10 protein-coding genes are annotated in these 12,915 nt (G+C 71.5%); 1 reads left to right on the top strand and 9 read right to left on the bottom strand.

The window, feature by feature from the left end:
- Positions 1-24: 24 nt before the first annotated feature.
- From SM611_RS30305 to SM611_RS30340, 8 genes are all read right to left on the bottom strand, one after another.
- Positions 25-1,299, bottom strand: a complete 1,275-nt coding sequence (locus SM611_RS30305) for a thymidine phosphorylase (protein ID WP_371953727.1) — start codon at positions 1,297-1,299, stop codon at positions 25-27.
- 3 nt (positions 1,300-1,302) lie between these two features.
- Positions 1,303-1,707: a cytidine deaminase gene (locus tag SM611_RS30310; protein WP_371953728.1), complete on the bottom strand. Its 405-nt coding sequence runs from the start codon at positions 1,705-1,707 to the stop codon at positions 1,303-1,305.
- A 4-nt stretch (positions 1,708-1,711) separates the two neighbouring features.
- Entirely contained in the window at positions 1,712-3,067 is a 1,356-nt protein-coding gene (locus SM611_RS30315) for an ABC transporter permease (protein ID WP_371953729.1), read from the bottom strand.
- Positions 3,064-4,380 (bottom strand): ABC transporter permease, encoded by a 1,317-nt coding sequence (locus SM611_RS30320; RefSeq protein WP_371953730.1) that lies wholly within the window; start codon positions 4,378-4,380, stop codon positions 3,064-3,066. Before SM611_RS30320 ends, SM611_RS30315 begins: the two co-directional genes overlap by 4 nt.
- Entirely contained in the window at positions 4,377-5,915 is a 1,539-nt protein-coding gene (locus SM611_RS30325; protein ID WP_371953731.1) for an ABC transporter ATP-binding protein, read from the bottom strand. The genes SM611_RS30320 and SM611_RS30325 overlap by 4 nt, the downstream gene beginning before the upstream one ends.
- A 158-nt stretch (positions 5,916-6,073) precedes the next feature.
- Entirely contained in the window at positions 6,074-7,135 is a 1,062-nt protein-coding gene (locus SM611_RS30330) for a BMP family lipoprotein (RefSeq protein WP_371953732.1), read from the bottom strand.
- A 249-nt stretch (positions 7,136-7,384) separates the two neighbouring features.
- Entirely contained in the window at positions 7,385-8,782 is a 1,398-nt protein-coding gene (locus SM611_RS30335) for an amidohydrolase (protein WP_371953805.1), read from the bottom strand.
- A 172-nt stretch (positions 8,783-8,954) separates the two neighbouring features.
- Positions 8,955-10,121: a glutamate--cysteine ligase gene (locus SM611_RS30340; RefSeq protein ID WP_371953733.1), complete on the bottom strand. Its 1,167-nt coding sequence runs from the start codon at positions 10,119-10,121 to the stop codon at positions 8,955-8,957.
- 483 nt (positions 10,122-10,604) lie between these two features.
- Here SM611_RS30340 and SM611_RS30345 point away from each other — a divergent pair, with 483 nt between their 5' ends.
- Positions 10,605-11,828 (top strand): D-alanyl-D-alanine carboxypeptidase family protein, encoded by a 1,224-nt coding sequence (locus tag SM611_RS30345; RefSeq protein ID WP_371953734.1) that lies wholly within the window; start codon positions 10,605-10,607, stop codon positions 11,826-11,828.
- Position 11,829: 1 nt separating this feature from the next.
- Here SM611_RS30345 and SM611_RS30350 read toward each other — a convergent pair whose 3' ends face one another.
- A complete protein-coding gene (locus SM611_RS30350; RefSeq protein WP_371953735.1) occupies positions 11,830-12,834 on the bottom strand; it encodes a YihY/virulence factor BrkB family protein in 1,005 nt (334 codons plus the stop codon).
- Between the last annotated feature and the right edge of the window lie 81 nt (positions 12,835-12,915).

Genomic DNA, 12,915 nt, shown 5'->3' on the forward strand with positions numbered 1-12,915 from the left:
CGGCTTGGAGTAGCGACAGATCCGTCAGGCGATCCGGTCGATGATCAAGGGGTGGAGGGACGGGGTCCCGCCCTCCTCGATCGCGTAGGCGCCGTCCAGCGACTCCAGGGCGCGGGCGAAGCGGGCCTCGTCGTCGGCGTGCAGCGTCAGCAGGGGCTCGCCCTCGCGGACGGTGTCCCCCGGCTTGGCGTGGCAGGTCACGCCCGCGCCGAACGACACCGGGTCCTCCTTGCGGGCGCGGCCCGCTCCGAGGCGCCAGGCCGCGACGCCGACCCCGTAGGCGTCCAGCCGCGTCAGCACGCCCGAGGACGGGGCCGTGACCACGTGCGTCTCGCGCGCGGACGGCAGGGCCGCGTCCGGGTCGCCGCCCTGGGCGGTGATCATGCGGCGCCAGACGTCCATCGCGGAGCCGTCCTTGAGCGCGTCGGCCGGGTCCTTCCCCGACAGCCCGGCGGCGGCGAGCATCTCGCGGGCCAGCGTCAGCGTCAACTCGACCACGTCGGACGGGCCGCCGCCCGCCAGCACCTCGACCGACTCGGCGACCTCGACGGCGTTGCCGACCGCGTTGCCCAGCGGACGGTCCATGGCGGTCAGCAGCGCGACCGTGCGCAGCCCGTGGTCGGCGCCGATCGCGACCATCGTCTCGGCCAGCTCGCGGGCGTTCTCCGCGGTCTTCATGAACGCGCCCGAGCCGACCTTGACGTCCAGGACGAGCGCCCCCGTCCCCTCGGCGATCTTCTTCGACATGATGGAGGACGCGATCAGCGGGATCGACTCCACCGTCCCGGTCACGTCGCGCAGCGCGTAGAGCTTGCGGTCGGCGGGCGCCAGGCCGCTGCCCGCCGCGCAGATCACCGCGCCCGCCGAACGCAGGACGTCCAGCATCTCGGCGTTCGACAGCGACGCCTTCCAGCCGGGGATCGACTCCAGCTTGTCGAGCGTCCCGCCGGTGTGGCCGAGGCCGCGTCCCGACAGCTGCGGGACGGCCGCGCCGCACGCCGCCACCAGCGGCGCCAGCGGCAGGGTGATCTTGTCGCCGACGCCGCCCGTGGAGTGCTTGTCGGTGGTCGGACGGTCCAGGGACGACCAGTCCATCCGCTCGCCGGAGCGGATCATCGCCTCCGTCCAGCGCGCCACCTCCGGACGCGTCATCCCGTTCAGCAGGATCGCCATCGCCAGCGCCGACATCTGCTCCTCGGCGATCGCACCGCGCGTGTAGGCGTCGACCGCCCAGTCGATCTGCTCATGGCTCAGCACGCCGCCGTCGCGCTTGGCACGGATGACGTCAATGGCGTCCACGGATCACGCTCTCTCGATCAGATCGTCGGGGCCGAAGGCGTCCGGCAGGACGTCGGACATGGGGAGGATGCCGCGGACGGTCTCCAGCAGCATCGGCGCGCCGCCGTGCTCCCAGAGGAGCTGGCGGCAGCGACCGCACGGCATCACCGGGTCGCCGTGCTTGTCGACGACCGACACGGCGACCAGGCGCGGCCGCGACGACCTGCCGGGACCGTGCAGCGCCGACACGAGCGAGCACTCCGCGCAGAGCCCGAGCCCGTACGAGGCGTTCTCGACGTTGCATCCGGCGATGATCCGGCCGTCGTCCACCAGCGCGGCGGCGCCGACCGGGAAGCCGGAGTACGGGCAGTACGCGCGCGTCATCGCCTCCCGCGCGGCGTCGCGCAGGACGGGCCAGTCGATCTCCATGTAGTTATCGTGCCTCACCGCGGCGGTACCGGAGCCCGTTGGCGGCGGGCATGCGGAGCCGCTGGCTGGCCAGGGCCAGGACGAGCAGCGTCGTCAGGTGCGGTGTGAAGGAGACCAGCTCGCCGGGGACGATCTCGCTCAGCTGGAACCAGACGAGCAGCCCGGCGGCCGAGACGAGCGACAGCACGGCGCCGAGGTAGGCGTTGCGCACCTCGCGGCGGCCGAGGTCGGTGACCACCTGGGAGCGCAGCCGGTTCGCGCGGATCCCCTGCCACACCGCGACGCCGATCAGCAGGATCGCGACGAACAGCAGCAGCGCGTGGACGGCCTGCCCGCCGCCGCGCACGTTCATCGCGTCGGTGTAGCCGAACAGCAGCGAGCCCGCGGCGAGCCCGCCCGGACGCCAGTTGCCGAAGATCATGGCGGCGAGACCGATGAAGCCGCGGCCGTTGGTCTGGCCGTCCTGGTAGAGCGGCGCGGCGACCGTCACCAGGAACGCGCCGGCGAGGCCGGAGAAGGCGCCCGAGATGATCACCGCGGCGTACTTCATCCGGTACACCTGCACGCCGAGCGACTCGGCGGCGTACGGGTCCTCGCCGCAGGAGCGGATCCGGAGCCCGAACGGCGTCCGCCACAGGATCAGGAAGCTCAGCGGGACGAGCAGCAGCGCCACCAGCGTCAGCAGCGACATGTCGCTCGTCAGCCCGCGGAGGATGCCCGCGATGTCCGACAGCAGGAACCAGTGGCGGCCCTCCAGCGAGCCGAGCCAGTCGGGGCTCTCCCAGCCGCCTATCGTGCCGCCGGACAGCACCGGCAGCGTCAACGTGGCGATCGGATCGACCGGCGGCGACTGCCGGGGACCGCCGCCCAGCGCCTTCGCCTCCCCGGTGTCGAAGATCAGCCCGGCGAGGAACTGCGTCAGGCCCAGCCCCAGGATGTTGATCGCGACACCGGACACGATGTGGTCGACGCCGAACGACACGGTCGCGATGGCGTGCAGCAGCCCGCCGAGCGCGCCGCCGATGATCCCGGCGAGGACGCCGATCCACGGGCCCCACTGGTAGCCGGCCCAGGCGCCCGTCCAGGTGCCGAGGATCATCATGCCCTCAAGGCCGATGTTGATCACACCGGACCGCTCGGACCAGAGCCCGCCGAGGCCCGCCAGGAAGATCGGCACGGCGAGGCGCAGCGCGGCGCTGACCGTCCCGCTGGACGTCACCGGGTCGGCGTCGTCGATCACCCGGACCAGCGACAGCAGCACCAGCAGCCCGGAGGCGATCAGCAGGTAGTGCGGCCAGCGCAGCCGGAGCTTGCCGGCCCCGGCCTTCTTGACGGAGACCGTCTCGGTCACGGCGCTCATGAGGCGCTCCCAGCGGCCTCGCGGGCCAGGTCGTTGCCGGTGGCCAGCTCGGCGGCGACGGCCCGCTGCTGGAGGCGGATCTCCCAGCGCCGGACGAGCTCGTACACGATGACGACGGTCAGGACGACCACGCCCTGCATGACTCCGACGATCTCCTTCGGCACCTCGACCTCCTGGAGGATGTCGGAGGTCTGGTCGAGGAACGCGAAGAGCAGCGCGGCGAGCGCGATGCCGGCCGGATGGTTGCGGCCGAGCAGCGCGACCGTGATGCCGGTGAAGCCGAGTCCCGGCGGGAAGTTCAGCGAGTACTCGTACGAGGCGCCGAGCAGCTCCGGCATGCCGATCAGGCCGGCCACCACCCCGGACGCGATCATGGTGTAGACGATCATGCGGCGGGCGTTGACGCCGCTGGCCTGCGCGGCGGACGGCGACAGCCCCGACACCTTCAGGTCGAAGCCGAACCGCGTGTAGTTGATCACGACCCAGAACACGACCCCGACGAGGATCGCGAGCGGCAGCAGCCCGTACACGTCGTTGGGCGGATTGATCCCGATCGTGGACAGGAATCCGTTGAGCGAGCCGACCCGTCCATCGTCCGGGATCTTCGCGGTGGCGACGTTGTTGCTGCCCGGCCGGAACTCGGCGAGCCGCTTGTCGTTCAGCAGGTACGCGACCAGGCCGGTCGCGATCGCGTTCAGCATGATCGTGGACAGCACCTCGCTGACCCCGCGGGTCACCTTCAGCACGCCCGCGATCGCGGCCCACAGCCCGCCGACGACCATCGCCGCGACGATGACGAGGAGCTGGCCGAACGGCGCGGGCAGCGTGACCGCGCCGCCCAGCACCGCGGCCAGGAACGCCGCGAGGCGGTACTGGCCGTCCACGCCGATGTTCAGCAGCGCCATCCGGAACCCGATCGCCACCGCGACCGCCGACAGGTAGTACCGGGTCGCGCGGTTGACGATGTCGACGAGCGACTGATCGGTGGTGCCGTAGTCGACCATGCTCTGGATGGAGCTGAACGGGTCGGCGCCGGTGATCCGCAGCAGGATCATCGTGATGCCGAGCGAGATCAGCAGCGCCAGCACCGGCGCGCCGATCTTCAGCCCGAGCCCGGTCGGGCCCATCCCGCGCAGGATCGCCTTCCACGCCGGCACCGTCTCCGGCGGCACCGTCTCCGGCGGCACCGGGCCGGGCGCCTCGCCGCCGGGTGCGCCGGGGCCGGCGGGGGCCTTCGCGGCGCCCTCCGGCTCCGCGGGCAGCTCCGGCTCCTTCGGCTGCTCCGGCTGCTCAGGGTCCTTCGGATCGGTCATGAGGTGCCGTCCGCACCGGTCATGGCGGAGCCGAGCTCCTCGGGGGTGACGGTCCGCGGATCGACCTCCGCGACCAGCCGCCCCCGCAGGATCACGTGCAGGGTGTCGGACATTCCGATGAGTTCCTCAAGATCGGCGCTGATCAACAGCACGGCCAGCCCGTCCGCGCGGGCCTGCCGCAGGTGCTCCCAGATGGCGGCCTGGGCGCCGACGTCGATGCCGCGGGTCGGGTGCGCGGCGATCAGCAGGCTCGGGTCGCCGGACATCTCCCGCCCGACGATGAGCTTCTGCTGGTTGCCGCCCGACAGCGCGGCGGCCGGCACCTCGATGCCCGGCGTCCGGACGTCGTACTCGCGGACGATCCGGGTCGTGTCGCGGCGGGCGCCGCGCCGGTCGGTCCACGGGCCGCGGACGTTCGGCTTCTGGGTCTGGTGGCCCAGCATCCGGTTCTCCCAGAGCGTCCCCTCCAGGACGAGGCCGTGCCGTTGCCGGTCCTCGGGGATGTAGGCGATGCCGGCCTCGCGGCGCCGCCGGGTCGCCCACGAGGTGATGTCGTCGCCGCCGTAGACGATCGTCCCGGCGTCGGCCTTGCGGATGCCCATGATCGCCTCGACGAGCTCGCTCTGCCCGTTGCCCTCGACCCCGGCCAGACCGACGATCTCGCCGCGGCGGATGCGCAGCGACACGTCGTCCACCATGGGACGGCCGTCGCCGGTGAGCACCGTCAGCCCGCTGATCTCCAGCTGGACGTCCTCGGTGACGGTCGACTCGCGCAGCTCCGGCGTCGGCAGCTCGGACCCGACCATCAGCTCCGCCAGCCGCCGGGACGTGACCTCCCGCGGATCGAGCCGGGTCGCGACGGTGGTGCCGCGCCGGATCACCGAGATGGTGTCGGCGACGGTCAGCACCTCGTCCAGCTTGTGCGAGATGAACAGGACGGTGAGGCCCTCGGCGCGCAGCTCCCGCAGGTTGCCGAACAGTTCGTCGACCTCGTGCGGGACGAGCACGGCGGTCGGCTCGTCCAGGATCAGCACGCGGGCGCCCCGGTAGAGCACCTTGAGGATCTCCACGCGCTGCCGCTCGCCGACGCCGAGGTTCTCCACCAGCGTGTCCGGGTCCACGTGCAGCCCGTACGCCCCCGACATCTCCTTGATCTTGGCGCGGGCGGCGGCGAAGTCGATGCGGCCGCGGCGGCGGCCCTTGGCGCGGGGCTCGGCGCCGAGGACCACGTTCTCCAGCACGGTCAGGTTGTCGGCCAGCTTGAAGTGCTGGTGGACCATGCCGATGCCGCGGGCGATCGCGTCGGCCGGGGTCCGGAAGGAGACCTGCTCGCCGCCGACCTCGATGCTGCCCTCGTCGGGTTTCTGCATCCCGTAGAGGATCTTCATCAGGGTGGACTTGCCGGCGCCGTTCTCGCCGCAGAGCGCGTGCACCTCGCCGCGCTCGATGACAAGGTTGATGTCGCGGTTGGCCACCACTCCGGGGAACCGCTTGGTGATCGATGTCAGCCGCACGGCCGGCACCTGGTCAGGCACGAGTGCCCCTCCTCCTGCCTCGAACGTGCTGTGTAAGCGGGGACGCGCCGCCGCACCGGGGACCACCCGGATGGGTGTCCCCCGGTGCGGCGTCCGGGCCGGCGGGCCGGCCCCACGTCACCGTGCGGGGGCGTCCCCGCGTTCCCGGACCGACCGGGTCACGGCTTGGTCGGGACCTTGATCTCGCCGCTGACGATCTTGGCCTTCAGCTCGTCCAGCTTGGTCTTGATGTCGTCGACGTTGCCGCCGGACGCGGCGTAGCCGACGCCGTCGTTCTCCAGGTTGTACTGCTTGGTGCCCGCCTGGAACGAGCCCTTGGCGACGCTCTCGACGAAGTCGAACACCGACACGTCCACGTGCTTCACCATGGAGGTGAGGATGTACTGCTTCACCCCGGCGACCGCGGGCTGGTTGTACTGGTCGGAGTCGACGCCGATGGCCCACTTGCCGGCCGCGCCGACGGTCTTGATGACGCCGATGCCGGCGCCGCCCGCGGCGTGGTAGATGACGTCCGCGCCCTGGTCGAGCTGGCCCTTGGCGGCCTCGTTGCCGAGGCTCGTGTCCTTGAAGCCGTTGAAGTTCGGCGGCTGCGTCAGGTACTTCGCCGGGAGGATCTTGATGCCCGGCTTGGCCTCCTTGGCGCCCGCCTCGTAGCCGGCCTGGAACTTGTGGATCAGCGGCACGTTGACGCCGCCGATGAAGCCGATCGTGCCGGACTTCGACTTCAGCGCCGCGGCCGCGCCCACCAGGAAGGAGCCCTGCTCCTCGGCGAAGCAGGCGCCGCCGACGTTCGCGCCTTCGACCTTGCACTGGTCGGCGTCCACGACGAGGAACTTGGTGTTCGGGAAGTCCTTGGCGACCTTGACGATCGAGGTGGTGTAGGCGAAGCCGACACCGATGATCGGGTTGTAGCCCTTGTTGGCGAGCAGCCGCAGGCGCGACTCCTTGTCGGAGTCGGGCTCGTCGGGCTTGGCCGAGATCTCCTCGGTCTGGACGTTCAGGTCCTTCTTCGCCTTGTCCAGGCCCGCTGCGGCCGAGTCGTTGAAGGACTGGTCACCGCGGCCGCCGATGTCGAAGGCCAGGCCGATCTTGAGGGTCTTCTTGCCGCCCTCGCCGGCGCCGTCGTCGCTGTCCGCCTTCTTGCCACCGCATGCGGAAGCGCTGAGCAGCAGCGCCGCACCCGTCATGGCGACGAGCGAAGTCTTCAATCCACGGCGCAAGGTAGCGCTCCTTCCGTTCCCCACCCACGGTCCGGCGACCGGTCCGGTCACCGAAATCGATCGGACGCTACCCCGCGAATGAGGGCAAACTTCCCGCCTGCACCGATTCGCAATACGTCCGTTACCAATGCGTACGCATATCGCCACAGGTCAGCGGCGGATCGGCGGCGCGGACGGGTCCGCGGGCAGGCCACGGCGCGGAGGCACCGGTGGGGAACGAAAGATCACGCTGGGTGATCGCGAAGGAGGCTAGGCGAGCGCGGCGCCCTCGATGGACTCGGTGTCGCCGGGACGGCCGCCCTCCCACAGCGCGGTCAGCGCGGTCGCGCTCAGCACCCGCAGGCCGACCGCGATGCACCGCTCGTCGACGTCGAAGTCGCCGCGGTGCAGGTCGTACTCGCCGGGCGAGCCGGGGGTGCGGACGCCGAGCCTGGCCAGCGCGCCGGGGATCGACTCCAGGTACCAGCCGAAGTCCTCGCCGCCGAGGCTCTGCGGGGTCGGGACGACGCCCTCCTCGTCCATGACCTGGGCGGCGGCGTCACGGAACATCTGCACGCTGGCCGCCTCGTTCACGGTCGGCGGGACGCCCCGGACGTACTCCAGGGACGCCTCCACGTCGTAGGCGGCGGCGACCGACTGGAGCAGCGCCTTCATCATCTCCGGGGCGCGGTGCCACGCCTCGTCGTCCAGGCAGCGGACGGTGCCCTCGGCGATCCCGTCGTCCGGGATGGCGTTGGCGACGGACCCGGCCGAGACGCGCCCCCACACCAGCGACAGGCTGGAGCGCGGGTCGACGCGCCGGGACAGCGCGGACGGCAGCTCGGTGACGATCTTGGCCAGCGCGTAGACGAGGTCGGCGGTCAGGTGCGGCCGGGCGGTGTGCCCGCCGGGGCCGGTGACCTTCACGTACACCTTGTCGCAGGCCGCGGTGATCGGGCCGGTGCGCAGGCCGAGCTCGCCGACCTCGATGCGGGGGTCGCAGTGCAGCGCGAACGCGCGGTCGACGCCCGCGATGCCGCCGGCGGCCATCACGTCCAGCGCCCCGCCGGGGGTCTCCTCGGCGGGCTGGAACAGCAGCCGGACCCGGCCCGGCAGCAGCCCGGCCTCGGCCTGCTGCGCCAGGAACAGGCCCGCGCCCAGCACCATCGCGGTGTGGACGTCGTGGCCGCACGCGTGCGCGACGCCCGGGACCGTCGACCGGTACGGGACGCCATCCTTCTCGTCCTGCAGCGGGAGGGCGTCGATGTCGGCGCGCAGCGCGACCGTGGTGCCGTCGGCGGGGCCGATGTCGCAGAACAGGCCGGTGCCCTTCGGCAGGATCATCGGGTCGAGGCCCGCGGCGCGCAGCCGCTCGGCGATCTTCGCGGTCGTCCGGTGCTCGGCGTAGCCCAGCTCGGGGTGCGCGTGCAGGTCGCGGCGGAACGCGATCAGCTCGTCCTCGTGGGCGGCCAGGAACGCGTCGAGCTGCGGCTGCAGGACGGCGCCGCCGAGGACGGCGGGGACGGCCGGGTGGCCCGCCCCGGGCGTCCTCCCCGCGGGCACCGCGCCCGGGGACGCGGTCGCGCCGGATGCCGCGGCCCCGTCCACCGGATCCGCGGCGGTGAGTGGTTCAAGCCCGGGCATCACCCCGGGTCCCGGATGTGTCATCTGCGCCCCCTGCGCGACGGCGGAGCCGAACGGCGCCCGCCCGGTGGTGTTCTCGTTCTCGGGAACGTTCTTCGCCTCTGTGACCTGTTCGCTCTTCGGCGTCTTCGGGTTCACGGCCCGGTGCGCGCCACCGGACCGGCCCCCGGGACCGTCCCCAGGCCGCTGCGGCCTCTCAGGTTCCGGCATGGACGACCTCCCCCAGTGTGACGAACCGGTCCTCCGCGAGCTCGGTGATCGCCGCGTCGACGATGTGCTCCAGCGTCCCGCCCCCGGCGCGGATCGCCCGCTGCCGCTCGTACGGGGCCCCGTGCTCCAGCACCTCGCCGGCGACCTTCAGCTCCTCGGCGCAGCCGAGCCGGTCGGCCACCGGCTCCAGCTCCCTGACCAGCTCGTACAGGTCGTCGCGGAGCGGCGCGGTGCTGCCGCTGTCGTCGGTGATGACGATCGCGTCGAGCCCGTACCTCGTCGCGCGCCACTTGTTGTCGCGCACCACCCAGGCGGCCGGCCTCGGAAGCGTGTAGCCGCGGTCGAGCTGCTGTTCGAACAGCGTGACCAGGCTCTGGCACAGCGCCGCGGCCATGCCCACCTCACGCATGGTGGGGATGCCGTCGAACATCCTGATCTCGATCGTCCCGAAGTCGGGATGCGGGCGGATGTCCCACCAGACGTCCTTGATGCTCCTTATGGTTCCCGAACGCATCAGCGTGTCCATGTAATCCTCGAAGGCCGCCCAGTCGTCCAACAGGTGGGGAGGTCCGGCCGTCGGCATCTGGCCGAAGACGATCGCCCTGCAGGACGCGAGCCCGGTGTCCCCGGCGCTCCAGAACGGGCTGGACGCGGTGAGCGCCAGGAAGTGCGGAAGGTAGGACGAGAGCGCGTTGACGATCGGGATCGCCTTGGCGCCGTCGGAGATGCCGACGTGCACGTGAACGCCGAAGGTCTGGATGCGCCGCGCCAGCCACTGCATCTCCTCGACGAGCTGGGCGTAGCGGCCCATGGGGGCCGTCACCGCGTCGCGCCAGTCGCTGATCGGGTGGGTGCCCGTGCAGGCCAGGGTGATGCCGCGTTCGGCGGCGGCGCCGCGCAGCGCGGTGAGCGTGCCGGAGAGGTCGGCCTTGGCCTCTCCCACGGTGTCGCAGATTCCGGTCACGACCTCGACCATCGACTCCATGAGCTCGTGCCGGACGCGCGGGTTGTCGCCGTCCAGGCTGAGCGCGGGCAGCGCGGCGAGCACCTCGCGTGCGTCCTGCCGCAGGTGCCTGGTCTCCGCATCGATGAGCTGGATCTCCCACTCGACGCCGAGCGTCGCGCCGTTCGATGCGTTGAAGTCAATGGCCACGGCCAACCTCCGTCCACAATCCTTGCAGGTCGTTGCGTGGCACGTGGCGCAATTCAGCCAGCGGGTCCCTAAGCCTGGACAAACGCCGGTCCAGGTCACGTGTTCGCTCCATGATGGCGCTCGTGCCCGCCACCCTGCCGGTTGTCCATGCCCTTTGCGGATCAATTGACTCATGCGGGCGGGGGGCGGACCTCCGTAGGTCCTACTTTTCGGTCATCGATCTTGCCGGTGGCACCACTAGATCGAACTAGTCAGCCCGTCCCAAAATACCGTCCATGACGGACTGTAACCAATCCTTGGTGTCCCTTACGTACCGTCATATCACGTCTGCACCCTGCGTCGCCTCCGTCCCGTGCTTGCCGCCTTCATGGCCGGGTACCCCTTCGCCGGATACGTCGCCTAGTCTTCGGGGGAGTCATGGGCGTTGGGCGCCTGCGCGCCGGGAGCGATCGGGCTCCCACGGGAAAGAGGAGCGTCGAGAGCTTGCGAGCCGAGCGACGAGGGCCGGCCGGCGTCCGCCGCGCCCTGACGGTGATCACCATTCCGGTCACGGTGACCGCGGTAGCCGCGGCACCCGTCCTCGTGGCGGCGCCGGCCACGGCGGCGCCCCCCGCCGAGACCGTCGGCGGGCCGCAGCTCGCCGGCCGGGGCATCGTCGTGAACAGGGCGCCCGGCGTCCCGGCGCCGCCCAGGATCAGGGCGGCCTCGTACATGATCGCGGACGCCGACACCGGCGAGGTCCTCGCCGCCAAGGACCCGCACGGCCGCTACCTCCCGGCCAGCACGATCAAGACGCTGACCGCGCTGACGCTCATCCCGAAGCTCGACCCGAACCGGCTCGTCCGCCCGTCCCAGAAGGCGTGCGACGTCGAGGGCACCAAGGTCGGGCTGACGCCGAAGATGAAGTACAAGGTCTCCGAGCTGTTCCACGCGATGCTCATGATGTCGGCCAACGACGCGGCGTTCACCCTCGCCGAGGCCGACGGCGGCGTGCAGAAGACGCTCGCCGACATGAACGCCGAGGCCAAGCGGATCAACGCGCACGACACCCTCGCCGGGTCCCCGAACGGCCTGGACCGCGACCTCGGCCTGAACGTCCGGACCCAGCACACCTCCGCGTACGACCTGGCGCTGATCCTGCGCGAGGGCATGAGGAACCCGCAGTACCGCGCGTACATGCAGGCCATCGACTTCAAGTTCCCCGCGCCGCCCACCAAGAAGCAGCGCAAGAAGGGCCTCAAGGTCGGCGGCTACCCGATCCACACGCACAACCACATGCTGGCGGGCGAGCGGCAGGCCTACCAGGGCATGCTCGGCGGCAAGAACGGCTACACGATCGCCGCCCAGCAGACGTTCGTCGCCGAGGCGCGGCGCGGCGGGCACACGATCGTGATCTCGCTGATGCGGGCCGACCGGCCGCCGTCCCCGTACGCCGCCAAGCTGCTGGACTGGGGGTTCGCGGCCCGCGGCAAGGTGCGTCCGGTCGGCGTGCTCGTCCCGCCCGGCGACGTGAAGCAGGCCAAGAAGGACGGCGACTCCGGCGGCGTGCTGCCCGACGCCCCGCTCGCCTCGGACGACTCGTCCCGCCGCCTGCTGCTCTTCGGCGGCGGCGCGGCCGGCGCGCTGCTGGCGATGGCCGTGCTGTTCGTGGTGCTGCGGCGCCGGCGCCGCCTGGAGGCGGCCCGCTCCCTCCCGCGCGACCGGTGAGTCAGCGCGCCTGATGCGCCGAGGAGGGCTCCTCGGCGCGCTCCCGGAGCGCCTCCACCTCGGCCTGATCGGCGCAGTTCTCCGGATTGTCGGCGTCGGCCGTGAGGACGACGCGGCGGGTGGCCGTCCACGCGGCGCTGAACAGCGCGAACCGGGACGCGATGTTGATCCACACCATCAGCCCGACCAGCACGGCGAACGTGCCGTAGACGGGGTTCGCCGTCGTGCGGCCCAGCAGGATCGCCGCGACCTGCTTGAGGACCTCGAAGCCGACCGCGCCGAACAGCGCGCCCCGGATGATCCGCCGCCACGGCGCCCGGGTGCCCGACAGCCGGCTGAACAGCACCAGGAACACCACCGTGTCGAACAGGATCGCGCACGCCACCGACAGCAGCCGCAGCACCGTCCCGGCACCGGCGACGTCCTGCAGACCAAGCCAGCTCAGCACGGTGTTCGTGGCGGACGTCGTGACCGTCGTGACCCCCATCCCGCAGATGAGGATCACGCCGAGGAACGCGAGCACGCCGGCGTCCCACACTTTCTTCAGGAAGAAGTTCCCGCCGCCGCCCGGCTCGTTGCCCCAGATGCTCCGCAGCGACTCGCGCAGCACCTGCACCCAGCCGAGCCCCGTGACCAGCAGCGCGAGCAGGCCGAGCACTCCGACGGCCGTCTTCGACTGGGCGATCTGCTCCACCTGGAGCTGCCCGGCGAGCCCGGGGAGCTGCGAGCTGATCGCCCGGACGAAGTAGTCGCGGGCCTGCGCGCTGACGCCCACGAGGTAGCCGAGCAGCGAGTACGCGAGCGCCAGCAACGGAAAGAACGACAGGAACGCGTAGCAGGTGAGGGCGGCGGCGAGCCGGTCCCCGCGCCGGTCCTGGTACCGCTCGAACGCGCGCACCTGGTGGTCGAACCACCGCCACCGCTCCCGCGCCCCGCGCAGCAGGCCCTTCCCCGTCCCGAACAGGGACTCGATCCGCCCCTGCGCCCGATTGATCACCTGCCGCATGCAGGAAACCTACCCACCCCACCCCCCGAGATGCCGCCCCCGCTAACCCCACCTGCAACCCAACACTCCCCCACCCCACAC

This window comes from Actinomadura monticuli (assembly GCF_041463655.1).
In the GTDB taxonomy this organism is placed as follows: domain Bacteria; phylum Actinomycetota; class Actinomycetes; order Streptosporangiales; family Streptosporangiaceae; genus Spirillospora; species Spirillospora monticuli.

What these genes read in the sequence shown, in the direction of transcription:
- SM611_RS30310 (WP_371953728.1), bottom strand. Translation starts at nt 1,707, where the DNA reads ATGGAGATCGACTGGCCCGTCCTGCGCGACGCCGCGCGGGAGGCGATG.
- SM611_RS30315 (WP_371953729.1), bottom strand. Translation starts at nt 3,067, where the DNA reads ATGAGCGCCGTGACCGAGACGGTCTCCGTCAAGAAGGCCGGGGCCGGC.
- SM611_RS30320 (WP_371953730.1), bottom strand. Translation starts at nt 4,380, where the DNA reads ATGACCGATCCGAAGGACCCTGAGCAGCCGGAGCAGCCGAAGGAGCCG.
- SM611_RS30335 (WP_371953805.1), bottom strand. Translation starts at nt 8,782, where the DNA reads ATGACACATCCGGGACCCGGGGTGATGCCCGGGCTTGAACCACTCACC.
- SM611_RS30350 (WP_371953735.1), bottom strand. Translation starts at nt 12,834, where the DNA reads ATGCGGCAGGTGATCAATCGGGCGCAGGGGCGGATCGAGTCCCTGTTC.